The organism is Dyadobacter beijingensis DSM 21582, assembly GCF_000382205.1.
In the GTDB taxonomy this organism is placed as follows: Bacteria; Bacteroidota; Bacteroidia; order Cytophagales; family Spirosomataceae; genus Dyadobacter; species Dyadobacter beijingensis.
Genome location: NZ_KB907786.1, coordinates 1,395,296 through 1,414,275 on the forward strand (window position 1 = coordinate 1,395,296; position 18,980 = coordinate 1,414,275).

The 18,980-nt window shown below is 54.6% G+C and carries 14 protein-coding genes; 12 read left to right on the plus strand and 2 right to left on the minus strand.

The genetic code is table 11. The annotated features are described in order from the left end of the window. The first annotated feature begins 17 nt into the window (after positions 1–17). The gene (locus H144_RS0105765) at positions 18–1,652 is read left to right on the plus strand and encodes a hypothetical protein (protein ID WP_019941096.1); all 1,635 of its coding nucleotides are present in this window, start codon (positions 18–20) and stop codon (positions 1,650–1,652) included. Positions 1,653–1,670: 18 nt separating this feature from the next. On the opposite strand, the gene H144_RS0105770 is transcribed toward H144_RS0105765, so the two are convergent. Together H144_RS0105770 and H144_RS0105775 are read right to left on the minus strand one after the other, a co-directional pair. Continuing rightward, the gene (locus H144_RS0105770; protein WP_019941097.1) at positions 1,671–4,301 is read right to left on the minus strand and encodes an ABC transporter permease; all 2,631 of its coding nucleotides are present in this window, start codon (positions 4,299–4,301) and stop codon (positions 1,671–1,673) included. Positions 4,302–4,304: 3 nt separating this feature from the next. Beyond that, the gene (locus tag H144_RS0105775) at positions 4,305–4,649 is read right to left on the minus strand and encodes a PadR family transcriptional regulator (protein WP_019941098.1); all 345 of its coding nucleotides are present in this window, start codon (positions 4,647–4,649) and stop codon (positions 4,305–4,307) included. A 191-nt stretch (positions 4,650–4,840) separates the two neighbouring features. Here H144_RS0105775 and H144_RS0105780 point away from each other — a divergent pair, with 191 nt between their 5' ends. The 11 genes from H144_RS0105780 to H144_RS0105835 all read left to right on the plus strand — a co-directional run bounded on the left by H144_RS0105780 (position 4,841) and on the right by H144_RS0105835 (position 18,976). Then, positions 4,841–5,359 carry a GFO_1088 family ECF-type sigma factor gene (locus tag H144_RS0105780; RefSeq protein WP_026350446.1) on the plus strand — a complete coding sequence of 173 codons (519 nt, stop codon included), beginning with the start codon at positions 4,841–4,843 and terminating at the stop codon, positions 5,357–5,359. Beyond that, positions 5,343–6,119 carry a HEAT repeat domain-containing protein gene (locus H144_RS0105785; RefSeq protein ID WP_019941100.1) on the plus strand — a complete coding sequence of 259 codons (777 nt, stop codon included), beginning with the start codon at positions 5,343–5,345 and terminating at the stop codon, positions 6,117–6,119. The genes H144_RS0105780 and H144_RS0105785 overlap by 17 nt, the downstream gene beginning before the upstream one ends. Before the next feature lie 184 nt (positions 6,120–6,303). Next, a complete protein-coding gene (locus H144_RS0105795) occupies positions 6,304–7,092 on the plus strand; it encodes a DUF4097 family beta strand repeat-containing protein (RefSeq protein ID WP_019941102.1) in 789 nt (262 codons plus the stop codon). Positions 7,093–7,116: 24 nt separating this feature from the next. Next, positions 7,117–7,815: a DUF4097 family beta strand repeat-containing protein gene (locus H144_RS0105800; protein WP_019941103.1), complete on the plus strand. Its 699-nt coding sequence runs from the start codon at positions 7,117–7,119 to the stop codon at positions 7,813–7,815. A gap of 258 nt (positions 7,816–8,073) precedes the next feature. After that, positions 8,074–8,664, plus strand: a complete 591-nt coding sequence (locus H144_RS0105805; protein WP_019941104.1) for an RNA polymerase sigma factor — start codon at positions 8,074–8,076, stop codon at positions 8,662–8,664. A 66-nt stretch (positions 8,665–8,730) separates the two neighbouring features. After that, a complete protein-coding gene (locus tag H144_RS33175) occupies positions 8,731–9,687 on the plus strand; it encodes a FecR family protein (protein ID WP_019941105.1) in 957 nt (318 codons plus the stop codon). Positions 9,688–9,858: 171 nt separating this feature from the next. After that, positions 9,859–13,377, plus strand: a complete 3,519-nt coding sequence (locus H144_RS0105815; RefSeq protein ID WP_019941106.1) for a SusC/RagA family TonB-linked outer membrane protein — start codon at positions 9,859–9,861, stop codon at positions 13,375–13,377. Between the two features lie 2 nt (positions 13,378–13,379). Continuing rightward, the gene (locus H144_RS0105820) at positions 13,380–14,858 is read left to right on the plus strand and encodes a RagB/SusD family nutrient uptake outer membrane protein (RefSeq protein WP_019941107.1); all 1,479 of its coding nucleotides are present in this window, start codon (positions 13,380–13,382) and stop codon (positions 14,856–14,858) included. Between the two features lie 2 nt (positions 14,859–14,860). Further along, positions 14,861–16,501, plus strand: a complete 1,641-nt coding sequence (locus tag H144_RS0105825; RefSeq protein ID WP_019941108.1) for an amidohydrolase — start codon at positions 14,861–14,863, stop codon at positions 16,499–16,501. Between the two features lie 93 nt (positions 16,502–16,594). Continuing rightward, positions 16,595–18,187, plus strand: a complete 1,593-nt coding sequence (locus tag H144_RS0105830) for an amidohydrolase (protein WP_019941109.1) — start codon at positions 16,595–16,597, stop codon at positions 18,185–18,187. Between the two features lie 120 nt (positions 18,188–18,307). Continuing rightward, positions 18,308–18,976 (plus strand): ABC transporter ATP-binding protein, encoded by a 669-nt coding sequence (locus tag H144_RS0105835; protein ID WP_019941110.1) that lies wholly within the window; start codon positions 18,308–18,310, stop codon positions 18,974–18,976. Positions 18,977–18,980 lie beyond the last annotated feature (4 nt).

Sequence of the window (18,980 nt, forward strand, 5' to 3'; positions counted from 1 at the left end):
GAATGAATTCAAACCGAATGATCCATACCGATTTCAACTGGACGGAACTTGTAAACCTGCTGCTGATCTGTGCCGCGCTTGCGTTGCTGGCTGTGCAATGCGCGTGGCTGTACATGCGGCACCGGCATTCGGGCCGGATCGGTATTCGTTTGCTTTTGAATGTGTTGTTGTGGGTTGTCGTCTCGATGTGGGTACTGGGCCCGTATTTTAAATCGCCCGCAAAATCAAATGTCGGGCTGCTGGTGGCCGATAATGTGCCCGGCGAGGTAACCGGGTGGCTCCGCGACAGTCTGCTGAATGCCCGGATCGTTGCGCAGGACCGAATCCGCGAATCGCAGGCCGATACACTGGTGATATTGGGGCAGGCATTCGACGCATCTGTGCCAGGCGCGATCCGGCAGCTGCGGAATGTGCCGAAAGTTAAGTGGATACCCTATTTTGCCCCTGACGAGTTGTCTGGCCTGCGGTGGAAGGGCATTGTGAAAAAAGGCGAAATGCAGCGTGTGGAGGGACTTATTCAATCGGTGCGAAAGCAAATTTTACAGATCCGTTACGGCGGCCGCACGCTTGACAGCGTTGCGTTGGTCGGGGGGGATAGCCGGTTCCGGCTCGCATTCCCGGCATTCAGCGAGGGGAGAACGACTACTACTTTGCATTTGAATGGCCGGGTGATCGACACGGTCCGGTTTTTTAGCCAGCCCGAGGCGAAGCTGACTATTCGTTTTTTACTCGATAGCCCTGATTTTGAAACGCGTAACCTGGCTACCTGGCTCGGGAAAAACGGCCATTCCGTAAGCTATGACGCTACATTGTCCAAAAACATCACAACCAGCCTGAATATCAACCGCGCCAAAGAGCCTGACCTGATCGTTACCAGTCCCGCGAATGCGTCCGGTCCGGTGGTCAAAAAGGCCATTGGCAATGGTAAAAGTGTGCTTTTTGTGCAAATGACCGATCCCGAGGCCGAGGTGCGGGGCCTTAACGAAGCATTGGGCACCCGGTTTCAGGTGGTCAGGATGTCCAACGAAGCGTCGGTCGCATTATCGCCGGTATTGAACGCGCTGCCATTCCGGTTTCAAATCCAAAGTTTTCAAACACAGGCAGCGCATTATCCGGTGGCGGCTGAAAAGACGACCGGGAAAGTGGTCGTCAGCCTGCTGAACGAAACTTTCCCGATGCAGTTATCCGGCGACAGCGTGGCCTATGCGAAGGTTTGGGATGAAATCATGGCCTGGACACGACCGGCACAGGGACCGGTTATGTCGGCGGACGCACCCGCTTTCAAAAGCATTCCCACGAAATTGTATTTGAATAACTTCCAGGCAATCCCGCGCCGGCTGATCATCGGGAGTGACACGGTTTTCACAAAAATGTCTTCATTGAATGGGCATTCGGCTAATGCAACTTTTCTGCCGGCCACGACCGGCTGGCAACCGTTGCACGATTCGCTGCACACCGAAATCTATGTGCAGGACTATTCGCTATTGCGCCACGCCGCCGGAATGCAGCATTTCGTACAAACGGCCGGTGAAGCGACCTTCAATACAACCTTCGAGAAGCCGCAGCATGCCACCCGCAAACTGCCGGACTGGGTCTGGTTTACATTACTCATGCTTTGCCTCACGGCGCTTTGGATCGAGCCGAAGCTGTGATAGCCAGTGCGTTGAGAGCTACTCTGAGCGCAGGCTGCGGATCGGGTTCGTCGTCGCCGCTTTAATCGCCTGGAAGCTTACGGTCAGCAGGGTGATCGTCAGCGTGCCGAGGCCGGTCAATGCGAATATCCACCAGGAAATGGTCGTGTGGTAATCGTACTTCTGCAACCAGCCGTTCAGGAAATAGTAGGCGCCGGGCGTGGCAATGAGGAATGCGATGCCGACAAGTAGTACAAAATCCCGCGATAGCAGCCCCCAAACGCTCAATACCGTGGCGCCGAGTACTTTGCGCACGCCGATTTCCTTCGTCCGCTGCTCGGCGATGAACGACGCCACACCGAATAGGCCGAGGCAGCTGATCAGGATCGCGAGAACGGAAAAGAAGGTGGTCAGCTTGCCGATCCGCACTTCGTCCAGGAACTTTTGAGCATATCTTTCATCTACAAACTCGTATTCGAACGGCGAACCCGGATCGTATTTTTCGAACGTTTCCTTGATTTTCGCGACGGAAGCGGCTGATCCGGAAGTAGGATTGAGCCGGATGTTGATCACATTACCCTGCCCTGCCGAAAGGCAGAAGAATTGCGGCCGGTGCGGCGCATAAGGCGAGTTGACGACGATATCCTTGATCACGCCAATGATTTTGTAAGGCTTTTTGAACCACGTCATCGGCTCGTCCACGGGATTTTGCAGCCCCATAAACTTCACGGCCGTTTCATTCACAACCAATGCGACCGAGTCCGTAGCAAACTCGCGGGAAAAATCGCGGCCCTGGGTAAATTGCCAGCCGACGGTTTTGCCGTATTCGTAAGAAACCTCGTCGAACCAGAAATCCACCGATTGCTCGGGGTCTTTGCCCTTCCATTCGAACCCGCTCGTCGACGACCAGGTTTCCGTGGTAGGGCTGCCCGATTCGGCCATTTCTGCAATGGCACCATTGGCTTTCAAGTCATGCCTTACCGCTTCGAAATGCTTGTGAATGTCTTCGGTGGAGGTAAAAATGGTAATGAGGCCGTCGCGGGTATAGCCTACCGGCCGGTTTTTGGCAAACTGGATCTGGCGGAATACCACGGCGGTCCCGATAATGAGGATGATCGATACGGCAAATTGCACCACAACCAGCACCTTTCGCGGTACGGCGGCAAAGCGCCCGGCCCGGAAAGTACCTTTCAGGACTTTTACAGGTTGGAATGAAGACAAATACAGGGCGGGATAGCTGCCGGCAATGATCGCCGTGATGGCACTGAACCCGATACCAGCCAGCCAAAATACCGGCTCGGCCCAGGGCATGGCGATCTTTTTGTCGGCTACTTCATTGAAAAACGGCAGAAAAAGCACGACGAGCGCGATGGATAAGGCAAATGAGAAGCCTACGACGAGGAACGATTCGGTGAAAAACTGGGTGATCAATTGGTTGCGTACCGATCCGACGGCCTTGCGGATACCCACCTCTTTCGCCCGTTTTTCCGAACGTGCCGTGCTGAGGTTCATGAAATTAATGCAGGCCAGCAGCAACACGAACAGGCCGATCGTGCCGAAAAGCCAGACGAATTCAATGCGGCCGCCCACGCGGTGCCCTTCCTTGAATTCGGAGTGGAGGTACCAGTCGCGCATGGGGTTCAGGAACACGTCGGGTTTATATTTAAGCTGCTCCTTATTGATATTACGCTTTTTGATGTCTTTGATACGCGCCGTCGCCTGGTCGATGTCCGCATGGTCGATGAGCTGCACGTAGGTCATGTAAGCGTTGGGCCGCCACGGATCGTCCATCGTTTTGAGCCACGGGTTGGCGATCACCATCAGCTGCCAGGGCAGCATGAAAGACACATCGCGGAAGGAGGTGTTGTGCGGCAGGTCTTCGTAGACACCCGTCACCTTCACGTTCAGCTTGTTATCAACTTTGATGGTCCTGTCCAATGCATCGGCATCCCCGAAATAGGCCTTCGCCAGCGACTCGGAGAGCAATATGGAATAGGGATCTTTCAACCCTGCACGCGTGCCGCTGATCATACGCAGGCTCAGCATATCGGGCGCGTCCGGCTCGAAGAATGACCCGGCTTTGTTGAATTTCTTATCGCCTGCCGCCAGGATATGCTTGTTGTTCCACGACGCCATGACCACGTGTTTGAAATCCGCGCCATAGTTCCGCCGGATCTCGTCGCCGATCGGGAACGGCAGCGAGGTTTGTGTGCCCACTTGCCCGTTGAACGTCTGGTGCTGCCACACCTGGGCAATGCGGTTGAAATTCTGAAAACTCCGGTCGAACGACAGCTCGTCGTAAATCCAGAGGCCGATGAGCATCGCCACGGCCATTCCCAGGGCCAGTCCGGTAATGTTGATAAAGCTGTAAGCCTTTTGCTTGGCCAGCGTCCGCAGCGAGATTTTGAGGTAATTCTTGATCATGGCAGGACTGAAAATATAGGTAGGAGAATAGGAACCAGGTTTTCGTTTCATAAAATAGGGTCGCACGTAACGCGCGGCGGCGAGCAGGTAGCGCAGGCGTGCCTGGCGTGCGGGGCCGCTTTTGATTTGCCGGGCATAGACTTCGTGCAGGTCGCCCAGAATGTCTTCCAGGAAATGCGGCGCGATGATGGCGGTCAGCAGGCGGTCGATCCAGCGGGGCGGGCTTGGTTGTGGGCGGTTTTCCATGGCTTAAGAAAAGCTGAGTTTGGGCTGGAGCTTATCGGCCGGAATAGCCCGCCAGAGTTGCTGGCGGATCTCGTTGATCTCCTGCAATGCACGGTTGCCGTAGTTGGTAATAGTAAAAAAGCGTTTGCGGCGCCCGCCGCGTTCGGCGGTGGCACCGCCCATTTCGGAGGTAAGAAAGCCTTTCTCTTCCAATCTGTACAAGGTCGCATGCACGGCGCTCAGCGAAATGGAGCGGCCCGTATGTTCCTGCACACGCTCCCAGATGGTGACGCCATAGGCTTCTTCGGTGCAGCCCGCTACCACCAGCAGGACGATCTCTTCAAATTCCCCTAGAAAAGTTCTTTTCATTTCCGGAAAAGTTATTAGTTGTAATTATGCAAAACAAATACTTTGCCAACCTTGAAAATGACGCCTGAGACGCGCTACGGCGGGTTTTGGATTGTTACACCTGTCCGAAACCGGACAGGGTTGTTCGGAAATAATTTTTTTTTCGTAAATCCTGTAACGTTTCCGCGGAGCGATCGTCTATGCCATTGAATATGGATTTACAAGCCTTCAACCAACGCATTCTTCCCGTTCAGGGACGCCTCTTCCGACTGGCGCAGATGTTTCTTCGCAACCGCGAGGAGGCAGAGGATGCCATTCAGGACGTGTTCCTGCGGCTTTGGACCAACCGGCAGCAGCTGGAAAGTTACCAGAGCGTGGAGGCGCTGGCGGTACAGATGACGAAGAACCTTTGCCTCGACCGGCTGAAATCTCATGACAAACAGAAAACAACCCGCGATGCGGACATGGTAGCAATGCAGGCGGCGGATGCGTCGCCTTACCGGCAGGCCGAGAACAACGATAGCGCAGGGCTCATGCACCGGCTCATCAGCGAGCTCCCCGAGCAGCAGCGGCTGGTGCTGCACCTGCGGGATGTGGAGGAATATACTTTGGAAGAAATCGAGGAGGTAACCGGCCTGAGCAATACAAACATCCGGACGATCCTCTCGCGGGCGAGGCAGAAGCTGCGCGAGAATTATTTAAAAGCAGAAAATTATGGCACTGGATATTAAGAAACTACTGGAAAAATATTACGACGGCGACACGTCGCTGGAAGAGGAGCGCACATTGAAGCAGTTTTTTCAAAACGGCGATGTGCCTGCGCATTTGCAAAGCCACGCGGCGCAGTTCGGCTATTTCGCGAATGCACGGAAAGAGCAGCCTTCACTGACATTCAACCACGAACTGGCACTCATGCTCGATCCGCCTAAAAAAGGGCCCGTACAGCAGTTCGGCGGCTGGCTGATCCGCATTGCCGCAGGGCTTACATTACTGGTCGTCGGTTTCGGGGCAGGGTGGATGTTCCAGTCGAAACAGGAGGGAAGCGAGGGGTTGATGGCATTGAGCGGAAAGGAAAATGCGGAAGTGACGGAAATGAAGAAGGTGCTCGCATTCGAACAGATGAACAGTACTTCGGCCAGCGAACGTATTCACGCCGTGAACCAGAGCTACGACATTTCCGAAGCCGACCGAGACATTACCCAGCTGCTCATCAACACGCTGAACTTTGATCCGAATGTGAATGTGCGGCTGGCAGCCTGCCAGGCATTGACCCATTTCGCCGGTGAAACGGAGGTGAAGGAAGCACTGATCCAGTCGCTGGCGATCCAGACCGATCCGAACATCCAGATTTCGCTCATCGAATCGCTCGTGGCGATCAGGGAAAAACGCGCCGTGGAGCAATTCGAGCAGCTTGCCCGTAACCAGGAGGTACTGGACGTCGTGCGGCTCAAAGCGACCGAGGGCGCCAACAGGCTCAACGCGGACGTCTGACAAAGTCCCATCCGACCGGGATTTTACAGGGATTGAAATTCCTGGATAGAAAATGATCCGGGCCGCTGATCCTTGCTTTGCCGGGAATTTTAGTCCCTAATCCTGGAAGGGTGAAAATATTATTGCCAGGGATTTTAACCCCTGGACGTTGGATAGGATTTTTTTAATTTTTATATCAAAAACCATGAAAAAGGTACTGTTAATCAGTGCGGGCTTCTTGTGGAGCCTGAGCATCGCGTGTGCGCAAACCCCGGAGTACAAAACCAAACTGGCCAATTCGAAAGACAAAAAAGTCGTCCTCGAACTCTCGGCAAGCTCGGTCAAGATCGAAGGTTATAATGGCGATGAGGTCATTATCCAGGCATCGTCGGGCTTCGAGGCGCCTCCGGACCGGGCCAAGGGGCTGAAACCGTTGTATTATTCGGCCGTCGACAATTCGGGTATCGGGCTGTCTGTCACGCCGGAAGCGTCGGGACTGAAAATTGAGAAAGCGACCCGGAAATCCATCAAATACACGATTAAAATGCCGCGGCAGGTGTCGGTGAAATTCGTGGAGACCAATTGGCAGGGCGGCTCGGGGCTGACGGTGTCGAATATGGACGGTGACCTGGAAATCAAAACCAATAATTCCAACATTGTCCTGAACAACATTACGGGCCCCGTGGTAGCCAATACGACCAGCGGCGAAGTGACGGCTAGCTTTTCGAGCCTCGCGCAAGGCAAGCCGACGGCCATTTCGTCCATCAGCGGGGAAATCGACATTACCCTGCCCGCCACGGCGAAATCGAACCTGAAACTACGTTCCATCAACGGTGAAATGTACACGGATTTCGACCTGGGGAAGAAAAACAGCGTGGACGGCCTGTCGAAAGTGGGCGGTATGGCCAACGTCGAAGGGGCGATCAACGGCGGTGGTGTGGAGATGACCCTCAACACGATCAGCAGCAACATTTACATCCGCAAGCAGAAATAACTTCCTAACCTGCATCTGTTAACCATGAAAAAGATCATTTTGATAGCCATGCTGGGCGTGGCCTGTGCGCCTGCATTTGCCCAGAAAATCATCGACAAGAAGCTGCCCTACGAAGCGGGCAAGACCGTGAACCTCAATCTGCGCTTCGGCGACAGCATCCAGGTGCGGTACTGGGACAAGGCCGAAGTATCGGTGCATATGTCGGTGAAAATCAATCAGAACAAGCTGAATGACGGGTTTATCGTCACGACCAGCACCACCGCCGATGAAATCATCCTGAAAACCGATTTTGACAAGGAAAAACTGAAAGAAGGAAAAGGCGAAGACTGCCCGGGGCAGAAAAGCACATGGAGCAGCGACGACGGCAAGAACCGCTATTATGTGTGCAGCGAGATCAATTACCAGGTGACGCTCCCCCGCAATGCGAAGCTGAAACTCGAAACGATCAACGGCAACATCGACATCCAGGGCGCTACGGCCGACGTGGCCGCGAAAACCATCAGCGGGTATGTGGACATGACGTGGCCGAAATCCAAAGGCGCGAATGTGGCTGTGAAAACCATCACCGGCGAGGTGTATTCGGATCTCGACATCGATTTCGGCAACAAAAAAGAGAAAAACCCGATCGTGGGGTACCTGCTCGAAGGCAAATTCAACGGCGGCGGCCCGGACGTGAAGCTCGAATCGATCAGCAATAACGTGTATTTGCGGAAAAAGGATTAGTGCGGAGGTGTACATTTTGCAAGTGGGGCGCGGTCAGGTAATGGCCGCGCCCCTTGTCTTTGGGCAGCCTCTGTTTTTTATGAGTAGACGTTGTTGCGAATATTATTTCAACTATTTTATAAAATTCATAATTATACTAATCTATTTTCCGAAATAGCGAAATTAATGCACTATCAAATTTTAAAACCTTGAAATTTTAGTGATTATGTACCTAAATTAGGGAAACGATATTTGGTGGTATAAAAGACAACCGCAACGATGGACGTGCTCGACGAAACTGTTCTGCTGAAAGACCTGGCTTTGGGAAACAGTGAGGCTTTCAATGAGGTATACCGTCATTACCACGGTGAAATCAGCCGGTATATTTTCAAATTCGTCAAATCCACGGAGCATACCGAAGACTTGTGTCAGGAGATTTTCCTGAAAGTATGGGAAAAACGGGAGACGCTGCCCAACCTGCAATCGTTCCGGGCTTACCTGTACACGGTGTCCAAAAACCGTGTGCTCGATTTCCTGCGCCACGCCGCTATCGAACGGACGGCCCGCGAGGAGATCATCCGCGCATCGCTCGCACACGCTACCCACGTGGAGGAGGCGCTTCAAAACGAAGAGTACCAGCATTATCTGCAAAAAATCCTGCACCAGCTTTCCCCCCGCGACCAGGAGGTTTTCCGCCTCTGCCGCGAAATGGAGCATTCCTACGACGAAGCCGCCGAAGTGCTCGGCATCTCGCGCAACGCCATCAAAAAGCATATGGTGAAAGCTGTCAAATTCATTAAATATTCCGCCCACAAGAGCCTTGGATTGTCGTTCAATTCGCTGGTAATCTGTTTGTTGAAATATTTTTGAAAAAACTTTTCCCCCGGGGTACCCTAAAAACCACTTCGGACGTCTTCATCATAAATAGCCGGAAAAATGGACGACAAGAGATTCCTGGAAGAACTCGTCAAACGTTACGTTGCCAATGCGCTGAGCAGGGAAGAGCTCGATGTTTTTTTTCGCCTGATGGCAGAAGGTAAACTGGACGACGCGCTGGCGGGACAGCTCGACAAGGAAAGCGGGGCAGGAGCGGAGCGGGTAAAACCGCTGCACCTACATCCATGGTCCACGGTTTCAAAAACATTCCGCGTGGCGGCATCGGTGCTGCTCGTGCTCTCGATCGCATTAGGTATTTGGAAATATAATCCCTTTCAGTTGCTTGGAAACAAGGTTTTGGTAGTCACCGGGAAGGGCGAGAAAAAGGAAATAAAGTTGCCGGACGGCTCGCTGGTGTGGCTGAACGAATCGAGCAGGATGGAATATCCCCGGCATTTCGAGGACCACCGCCGGAAGGTGGTACTGCTCGATGGCGAGGCTTATTTCGACATTATGCACGACAAGACAAAGCCGTTTTACGTCGAGGCATCAGGAACCACGACCCGCGTTTTGGGTACCGCATTCAATATCCGGTCGTACCATTTTTTAAAAAGTATATGGGTTACCGTTACGCGTGGTAAGGTGGAAGTGCAGAAAGCCGGAGGTGCCGCGGAACCCGATAAAAAGATATTGCTCCCGAACGAGCAGGTGTATTACGACATCGATACGCGGGAGATTAAGAAAGTGACCGTGAACAGTGCCAATGCCGTAGCCTGGAAGGAAGGCAAGCTGCTGTTCGATAACGAGCGGTTCGGCAATGTGATCGCCATTCTGGAAAACAAATTCGATGTAAAGATCCTGGCAGAGGAATCGATACGGGAATACCATATGTCTGCCGAATTTGCCTCCACCGACTCCCTCCCGCGCATACTCGACCTGCTATCGCTTGCCAACAACCTGGAATACCGCATGCAAGACCATCAGATAACGCTTAGCAAAAGAAGAAAAACCATTTGACCCCGGAGCCTATGTAGCCACTACTGCCCTCAGAACAAAGAAATCCGGCAAACCGAAGCCTGCCGGACCATGTGATAGTTAAAATCAGAACGTAACGCCAATCACTGACTGATCTTGCTATCCGGAAGCTGGAATCCATGTTTCACGATTAACCCCAACTCATTCAAAGGTATGAAAAATTGTACCAGAAGTTTACTGTCCATATACAAATGGACATGCAGGGCCGCGTTTTTCCTGCTTTTCGTCACCGCGACGGCCGCGCACGCGGGCATCGATACCAAACAGAGTCTTCAGGAGGTGACGATCGACCTCACGCTGCGGGACAGAAGCCTGAAAGAAGCCTTCAACCTGATCAAGAAAAAGACCGGCTTCAAGTTTGTTTACAATGAGGAACTCGTGGCGCCTTACCGCGTCAACATCGCCGTCAACCGCAAACCGGTGGACGAGGTGCTTGAAGAATTGCTCAGCCCCACCCGCCTCGATTACCGCGAGCAGAAGGGGACCGTCGTGATCATCGAAAAGGAGGCCAAAACGACGGGCCAACTGCAAAAAACTGAGATATTGCTTGCGTCGCTCGTACGCCCGGCTGACCGGGAGATCGCCGGCGTGGTAACCGATAACGAGAATGGCGATGCCTTACCAGGCGTGGCGGTGCTCGTGAAAGGAACTTCCACCGGTACCATTACCGATATGAATGGCAAATACATCATCAAGGTGTCCGACTCCGGCGCGCCGGTGCTTGTGTTCTCGTACGTGGGTTACGTGGCGCAGGAGGTACCCGTGGGGAGCCAGTCAGCGATCAACATCAAGCTCGCGAGCAGTACCAGGCAGCTGAGCGAGCTCATGGTGGTAGGTTATGGTACGCAGTCAAAAGAAGAGTTTACAGGCTCCGCGGCGCGGGTTTCCGGGGATAAATTGAAGGATATGCCTGTGCAGAGCTTCGACCAGGGCCTGGCCGGCCGTGCTACCGGCGTGAGCATCGGCCAGCCGAACGGCGTGCTCAACAACCCGCCCGTGATCCGTATCCGCGGTATCAACTCCATCTCCCTGAGCTCGTTTCCATTGATTGTCGTGGACGGGATACCGATTAATACAGGCGATGTATCGGCCAACTCGACCGTAGCCAACAACCCGCTGGGCGACATTAACCCGGCCGATATCGAATCCATCGACGTGCTGAAAGATGCCGCTTCGACCTCCATTTACGGCTCGCGCGCGGCAGCCGGCGTGCTCCTGATCACGACCAAAAGCGGTAAAACCGGTAAGGCGAAAGTGACCTACGAAGGCTGGACGGGTATGACCAAAGCGACCCGCCTGCCGACCATGCTTGATGCGCAACAGTTTATGGACATTAAAAACGAAGCCGTGCTGAATGCCAAAATCCTCGGCGGCAACGCCAATAACGATGCGGTGGCTTCCGCGCTGTTTTTTCCGATCGTGCAGGAAGACGGCTCGATCGTGAACACCAACTGGTATGATAAGGTGTACCAGACCGGCGTTTCGCAAAACCACAGCATCAGCGTGTCCGGTGGCTCGGAATCGACGAAGTACTATTTTTCTACTAATTACAGCAACCAGAAAGGTATTCTCAAAACCAACCAGTTTACCCGGAAGGCAGCCCGTTTCAATGTCGATCACAAGCTCAATTCGTGGCTGTCGTTTTCCGGGAATATCAATTACAACACCAGCCTGAACGCTTCCCCTAATACCGGCTCGCTCAGCGGCAATGCGTTCGGTTTGGTGGGGTCGGCGCGGCTGGCGTGGCTTTCGGCCCCGAACGTGTACGCGGTGAACCCCGACGGCTCCTACAATGTGAGTGCTTCGAATACATTGGGCATGGGCAACAACAAAGTGGCGAGCAACTTTTACAACCCCGTGCCGATGCTGGATTTGAACAAATACACCTCCGAAAACGACCGCATTATTGCCAATTTTGGTACTACTGTGAAGATTTTCAAAGGTTTGCAATATAAAATGAGCTATGCGATGGACCGCCTGAAAGTGGAAAACGTGAGCTTCAACAGCCCCGTGCACGGCCCCGGCAACTCGTCCAACGGCAGCGCCACCAACAGCAGCCGGCTCATCGGTAACTGGAACTGGACGAATACCTTGAATTACCAGACAACCTTCGCCACGAAGCACAATGTGTCGTTGCTGGCCGGTTACGATGTGCAGAAATTCAATACATCGAGCTGGGGCGCTACCCGCACACAGCTTTCGGACCCTTTCTTCGACGAGTTTCAGGGGAGCTACGGACAAATTTCGCCTACCGCGAACGTGCTCACAGAGAGTGCGTTGGTATCAGTATTCTCCCGTCTGACTTATGATTTTGACAAAAAATACTTCTTCACGCTCAACTACCGCCGCGACGGTAACTCTGCATTGGGCAGCGGCAAAAAGTACGGGAATTTCGGCGGGGTATCGGCCGGATGGAGCCTTTCGGAAGAGGAGTTTTACAAAAACTCCTCCCTGGCCGACATCATGAGCAGCGTGAAGCTGCGCGCGAGCTGGGGGCGCGTGGGCAACTCGGGCGTGAGCGCATACGGATCGCTCGCATTGTACGAGTCGGGCCTGTATGCGGCCGTGCCTACGTGGAATTTCAGCCAGGGAGGCAACCCGGACCTGGGCTGGGAAACGAGTAACCAGACCAATGTCGGTGCGGATATCAGCTTCCTGAACGACCGCTTCACCCTCGAAGCCACCTACTACGCCAACAGCGTGAACGGCCTGATCCTGAACGTGCCGCAATCGCCTTCGAAAGGTATTCCCGGCGACGCGATCTTCATGAACATCGGCGCGATGTACAACCACGGAATCGAGCTCGGCGTGAATGCGAATATTATCCGCAAAGGCAAACTGAGCTGGACCACCAGCCTGAATTTTACGCATAATAAAAACAAGGTCACCGAGCTGTACGGCCAGGGTACCGAGCTGGTGGGTACCACGTCCACGGCGGCGGAGGCGACCAACATTACCCGCGTTGGCTATTCGGTAGGGAGCTTGTACGGGGCGAAAACGGATGGCGTGAATCCCGAAAATGGTCAACGCGTCTTCATCAACAAGGCGGGCGAACGTGTGCAATACAGCCACGTGGTACCTGCGGGAGGCAGCCGCTGGACGTACCTGGACGGCTCCCCCGCACCTGCCATCGCGGTGGACGACTACTACCTGCTCGGCAATGCGCTGCCGACGTATTACGGGGGCTTTATCAATAATGTCAAATACGGCCAATGGGACCTGGGCGTGAACTTTACCTATTCGGGCGGCAACCTCGTCATGAACGGTACCAAAGGCACCTGGCGCGACCAGCGTTTCTGGAACAACACCACCGAGGTGCTCGACCGCTGGACTACGCCCGGGCAGGTGACTAACATCCCGCGGGTCGTCTATGGCGATTTGCTCTCGAACGGCTCGTCGTGGCCGATCTCGGAGAATGCCGAAAAAGGTGATTTTCTCCGGTTGCAGTCGGTGTCGCTGGGTTACCGCTTGCCGGGGACGATCCTGAGCAAGCTAGGGCTGAGCTCGGTGCGGCTGTACGCACAGGTTTTCAATGCATTTATTCTCACGAAATACACCGGAACCGATCCCGAGATTTCGGTAAACGGGAATTCCAATACGACGCCGGGCGTGGAAAAGAACTCCATTCCGCAAGGCCGCACATTCACATTTGGTTTAAACCTCGGTTTCTGATCATGAAAAATATCCTCAAAAACACTCCTATGAAGCCTGTCAATACGTTTTTTTTCAGGCTAGCCTGTATCGCATTGCCGATGGCCGGCGTGATGAGTTCGTGTGATGAAAAAGAACTGCTGAACCCGGTTCCGAACATTGCATTGCAGGACGCCTACATTTTCGACACCCCGGCGCGGGTGCTGGGCCAGGTGAACGGCCTGTACGGCGCCATGAAAAACGGCAGCCTGTACGGCGGGCGCTATCTTATGCTGGCCGACATTCGCGGGGAAGAATTTATCAACCGCACGCAGAATGTATTTACGGGCTACGACGCGTGGAGCCACACCGTTACGTCGGGCTCCAACGACGCGTCGTCGGCCTGGGGAACGTCCTACACCGCCATTAACTCCGCCAACCTGCTGATCGACGGCCTGCCGCTGCACCCGGACGTGGTAGACGCCGCTACGTCCGCGCAGTACATTGCCGAAGCGAAATTTGTCCGCGCATTCTGCTATTTCGGGCTGATCACGCGCTACGGGCAGCCTTTTGCGAAGGACAAAGGCGCCTCGCCGGGCATTCCGCTGCGCCTGAAAGGTGAGAGCACGCCGGCCAACAACGATCTCGCCCGCAGCACGGTGGCCGAAGTGTACGCGCAGATTTTGAAAGACCTCGACGACGCCGAGGCCGGATTGCCTGCAACCTATTCCACGGCATTGCTCGCCACGACCCGCGCCCATAAAAACACGGCCATTGCATTAAAAACGAGGGTGTACCTCACGATGGGAGATTATGCCAAAACGGTTGCCGAGGCGAAGAAGATCGTCTCGGACGCGGCACCGTTCGGCGCGGCTACCGGCGTGAAGCACCAGTTGCAGGCCAACATTACCACCGTGTTTTTCACCGATTATACGACTACGGAATCGATTTTCTCGATGCCGATGACCGCCCTCAACCTCGTGAGCGGCCAGAATTCACTCGCTTACGAGTATAACCTCAATTTGGAATACAACCTGAACCCGACGGGCATATTGGGGGAAAAATCGTGGTCCGCTACCGACGTGCGCAGGACGGCATTCACCCGGATAGCAGGCGGATTGACCTATCTGAAAAAATATAACCAGACCAACCCGACGATCGATTACGTGCCGTTGCTGCGCTATTCGGAAGTATTGCTGAACTACGCAGAGGCATTGGCCAAGACCGGTGATCTGGCGAAATCGGTGGAACTGCTCAAAGCAGTACGCCTGCGGTCCGACGCGACCTACGCATTCCCGGCGGCGGACATTGCCACGGCCGATGCATTGGTGAAAACGATCTGGCTCGAACGCCGCATCGAGCTCCTGGGCGAAGGCCTCCGATCGAACGATCTGCTGCGTAACATGCTCACCATCCCCGCCAAAGGCAGCGGCGGCCTTTCAGCCCCCTCCATCGCCCCCACGCAGCCCGAATACATTTTCCCGATCCCGAATGCGGAATTGTCCACCAACAAACTGATCTAGACATGAGAAAATATAAATTCAGATGGCTGGCGGCGCTGGCCTTGCTCCCCGGCCTCGCCACCGCCCAGACCAAACTCACCCCGGCCAAAATCGACGCGCTGAAAACGGAACTGGCGAAAGACATCGACGGGCAGAAGAAATTCACGCAGGAAATGGTGGACATGATTTTCAGCTTCGGCGAACTGGGTTTTCAGGAAGTGGAAACCTCCAGATACCTGACCGACATCCTGAAAAAGAACGGTTTCACCATCGAGCAGGGTATTTCCGGAATACCTACCGCCTGGACGGCCAAATGGGGCTCGGGCAAGCCGGTGATCGCCATCGGCAGTGACATCGATTGTATTCCCAAAGCGTCCCAGAAGCCGGGTGTCGCCTACCATGATCCTATTATCGAGGGTGCGCCGGGCCACGGCGAAGGGCATAATTCCGGCCAGCCGCTGAATGTGACGGCCGTGCTGGCATTGAAAAAGATCATGGAACGCGAGAAAATCCCGGGTACCATTATGATGTGGCCGGGCGTGGCGGAAGAGCAGCTGGCGACCAAGGCTTATTTCGTCCGCGACGGTTATTTCAAAGACGTCGACGCCTGCATTTTTACGCACGTGAGCAGTAACCTCGGCACGTCCTACGGCGATGGTGGCGGCAATGGCATGATCTCCGTCCGTTTCGATTTTGAAGGGCAGGCCTCGCATGCGGGCGGTGCGCCCTGGCGCGGGAAGAGTGCATTGGATGCCGTCGAATTAATGAATATCGGCTGGAATTACCACCGGGAACATATGGAAACGACGCAGCGCTCGCATTACGTGATCACCGACGGCGGCGACCAGCCCAATGTGGTGCCTTCGAAGGCATCGGTATGGTATTATTTCCGCGAGCGCAGCTATCCGAAGATCACGCAGATGTACAAGGACGGTATCCGCATTGCCGAAGCGGCAGCGAAAATGACCGAAACCAAAATGACCTACGAAGTGCTGGGCAGCGCCTGGCCGGGGCACATGAACCAGCCTATCGCGGAGGCGATGTACGAGAATATCAAAAGCGTTGGCTTGCCGCAATGGAGCGAGGAAGACCAGAAACTGGCCCGTGCATTGCAGAAAGAGGTACAAAGCCCCGCTACCGGCTTCGGCGGCGAGCGGGCGAACGACGGGTTGAGCACTTCGCTCAGCCAGCTGCGCAAACCGATGGCTACGGCGTCGGCGGGAGGGGGCGGCTCGGACGATATTGCCGACATTTCCTGGAACCTGCCGACGATCGTGCTCGGCTACCCGGCCAACATTCCCGGACTGCCCGGCCATCATTGGGCCAATGCCATCGCCATGGCCACGCCCATTGCCCATAAAGGCGTAACCGCAGGTGCGAAGGCGGAGGCGATGACCTTGCTCGATCTGTTCGTCAAACCAGAAATCCTGACCAATGCCTGGAAGTATTTTAACGAGGTGCAGACGAAGGATACCAAATACACCGCGCTCATTTCCAAAACCGACAAACCGGCCATTCACCTCAACAAAAAGATCATGGAAGAGTACCGGCCGGAGATGAAGAAATATTACTACGATCCCGCGAAATATGCCAGCTATCTCGAACAGTTAGGTATTAAATACCCAACTGTTCGAAATGAAAATAATTCAGGTACAGGTAAATAGATCCACAGTTAAACGATTCCGGTTATGCTTTTAAAAACAAATGGCGGGCAGCGGCCGATGCGGCATTGGGGAATAGCTTGCGTACTGGGTGCAATGCTGGCTGTGCCGACTGGGTTGTCGGCACAAGTGAAACTCAGCCCGGCAAAAATCGACGCATTGAAAACCGAGATGGCGAAGGAAATCGACGGCCGGCAAAAGTTCACGCAGGAAATGGTTGACATGGTGTTCAGCTTCGGCGAGCTCGGTTTCCAGGAAGTCGAAACTTCGAAATACCTGACCGATATTCTCAAAAAGAACGGTTTCACGATCGAGCAGGGCATAGCGGGCATTCCTACCGCCTGGACGGCCAAATGGGGCTCGGGCAAGCCGGTGATCGCTGTCGGCAGTGATATTGATTGTATTCCAAAGGCGTCGCAGAAGCCCGGCGTCGCTTACCACGATCCGATTATCGAAGGTGCCCCGGGCCACGGCGAAGGGCATAATTCGGGCCAGCCGCTGAATATCACGGCTGTACTGGCGCTCAAAAAGATCATGGAACGTGAGAAAATCCCCGGCACCATCATGCTCTGGCCCGGCGTGGCCGAGGAGCAGCTCGGTACCAAGGCCTATTATGTGCGGGACGGCTATTTCAAGAATGTCGATGCCTGCATTTTTACCCACGTAGCGAACAACCTGTCGGTATCCTACGGCGACGGCGGGAACAACGGGATGGTATCGGTGCAATTCAATTTCGAAGGGCAGGCCTCGCATGCAGGCGCGGCGCCCTGGCGCGGGAAAAGTGCATTGGACGCCGTAGAGCTTATGAATATCGGCTGGAACTTCCATCGCGAACATATGGAAACTACCCAGCGGTCGCATTACGTGATCAAGGACGGCGGCGACCAGCCGAATGTGGTGCCTTCGAAAGCGTCGGTATGGTACTATTTCAGAGAGCGGACTTACCCGAAAATTACCCAGATGTTCAAGGACGGTATCCGCATTGCCGAAGGCGCCGCGCAGATGACCGAAACGAAAATGACCTACGAAGTGCTGGGGAGCGCCTGGCCGGGGCATTTCAACCAGCCTATCGCCGAAACGATGTATGAAAACATCAAGGCCGTAGGTCTGCCGAAATGGACCGAAGCTGACCAGACCCTGGCAAAAGCCATTCAGAAAGAACTTCAGAACCCGGAAGGTAACCCGCAGGAATCGAATGGTCTGGCGACGACATTGAGCCAGCTCGCGAAACCGTCGGCCACGCCCAATACCGGCGGCGGCGGCTCCGACGACATTGCCGACATTTCGTGGAACCTGCCTACCGTGGTGTTGCGCTACCCGGCCAACATCCCCGGCCTGCCCGGCCACCATTGGGCCAACGCCATCGCCATGGCAACGCCCATCGCCCACAAGGGCGTAACGGCCGGCGCCAAAGTAGAGGCCATGACGCTGCTGGACCTGTTCGTCAAACCCGAAGTGCTGCGCTACGCCTGGGATTATTTTAACAATACCCAAACCAAAGACGTGAAATACAAAGCGCTCATTTCCGCTACCGACAAGCCGGCGATTCACCTGAACGAGAAGATCATGACCGAATTCCGCCCGGAAATGAAGAAATACTATTACGACCCAGGCAAGTACGCGACCTACCTCGAACAGCTGGGCATCAAATACCCGACGGTCAGGGAGGCGTCGGGGACGGGGAAATAGTGTGGTTAGGAGTGGTCAGTCCTGACTACAAATGACTACAAATGACTACAAATGACAATCCCTGACACCCCCTGACCCTACCAGACAATCCCTGACAACACCCCGACCAAACCCCACCAGATGCTTCAAACTACCCATTTAACCAAAACCTTCCCCAACGGCGCCTCGCTGCACTTCCCTGACTGGACCGTCGGGAAAGGCGAGCAATGGCTGTTGCTGGGCGAATCGGGGAGTGGGAAAACGACCTTACTCCATATGCTGGGCGGGTTGCTGCGGCCTTCTGCCGGATGTGCCGCGGTGAACGGGACGGATTTGTACGCGCTTCCGGCCCGCAGGCTCGACCGTTTTCGCGGGCGGAATATCGGCATCATTTTCCAGCAGCCGCATTTGATAAGGAGTATGACGGTCGGGGAGAATCTGCAACTCGCGCAGACGTTCGCGGGTATGCCCGAAGACCCGTCGCGTATCCGGGAACTGCTGGCTGCATTGGATATGGGCCATAAATACCGTAGTTATCCAGGGGAATTGAGCCAGGGCCAGGCGCAGCGCGTCGGGATTGCCCGTGCGCTCGTTAACCGGCCGGCATTATTGCTGGCCGACGAGCCGACGAGCAGCCTGGACAATCGCAATGCGGAACAGGTTGTGCGGCTGCTGTCGGAACTGGCGGGTGTGGAGCGTTCCACGCTGGTGATTTCCACCCACGACGACCGGGTGAAGGATGCTTTTTTCAAAGAATACCGATTCGAACTTTCCCGTGAACGCATTTCAGATCAGTTGGAAAAATCTTAGAGCG

What these genes read in the sequence shown, in the direction of transcription:
- H144_RS0105765 (WP_019941096.1), top strand. Translation starts at nt 18, where the DNA reads ATGATCCATACCGATTTCAACTGGACGGAACTTGTAAACCTGCTGCTG.
- H144_RS0105770 (WP_019941097.1), bottom strand. Translation starts at nt 4,301, where the DNA reads ATGGAAAACCGCCCACAACCAAGCCCGCCCCGCTGGATCGACCGCCTG.
- H144_RS0105775 (WP_019941098.1), bottom strand. Translation starts at nt 4,649, where the DNA reads ATGAAAAGAACTTTTCTAGGGGAATTTGAAGAGATCGTCCTGCTGGTG.
- H144_RS0105780 (WP_026350446.1), top strand. Translation starts at nt 4,841, where the DNA reads ATGGATTTACAAGCCTTCAACCAACGCATTCTTCCCGTTCAGGGACGC.
- H144_RS0105785 (WP_019941100.1), top strand. Translation starts at nt 5,343, where the DNA reads ATGGCACTGGATATTAAGAAACTACTGGAAAAATATTACGACGGCGAC.
- H144_RS0105795 (WP_019941102.1), top strand. Translation starts at nt 6,304, where the DNA reads ATGAAAAAGGTACTGTTAATCAGTGCGGGCTTCTTGTGGAGCCTGAGC.
- H144_RS0105800 (WP_019941103.1), top strand. Translation starts at nt 7,117, where the DNA reads ATGAAAAAGATCATTTTGATAGCCATGCTGGGCGTGGCCTGTGCGCCT.
- H144_RS0105805 (WP_019941104.1), top strand. Translation starts at nt 8,074, where the DNA reads ATGGACGTGCTCGACGAAACTGTTCTGCTGAAAGACCTGGCTTTGGGA.
- H144_RS33175 (WP_019941105.1), top strand. Translation starts at nt 8,731, where the DNA reads ATGGACGACAAGAGATTCCTGGAAGAACTCGTCAAACGTTACGTTGCC.
- H144_RS0105815 (WP_019941106.1), top strand. Translation starts at nt 9,859, where the DNA reads ATGAAAAATTGTACCAGAAGTTTACTGTCCATATACAAATGGACATGC.
- H144_RS0105820 (WP_019941107.1), top strand. Translation starts at nt 13,380, where the DNA reads ATGAAAAATATCCTCAAAAACACTCCTATGAAGCCTGTCAATACGTTT.
- H144_RS0105825 (WP_019941108.1), top strand. Translation starts at nt 14,861, where the DNA reads ATGAGAAAATATAAATTCAGATGGCTGGCGGCGCTGGCCTTGCTCCCC.
- H144_RS0105830 (WP_019941109.1), top strand. Translation starts at nt 16,595, where the DNA reads ATGCTGGCTGTGCCGACTGGGTTGTCGGCACAAGTGAAACTCAGCCCG.
- H144_RS0105835 (WP_019941110.1), top strand. Translation starts at nt 18,308, where the DNA reads ATGCTTCAAACTACCCATTTAACCAAAACCTTCCCCAACGGCGCCTCG.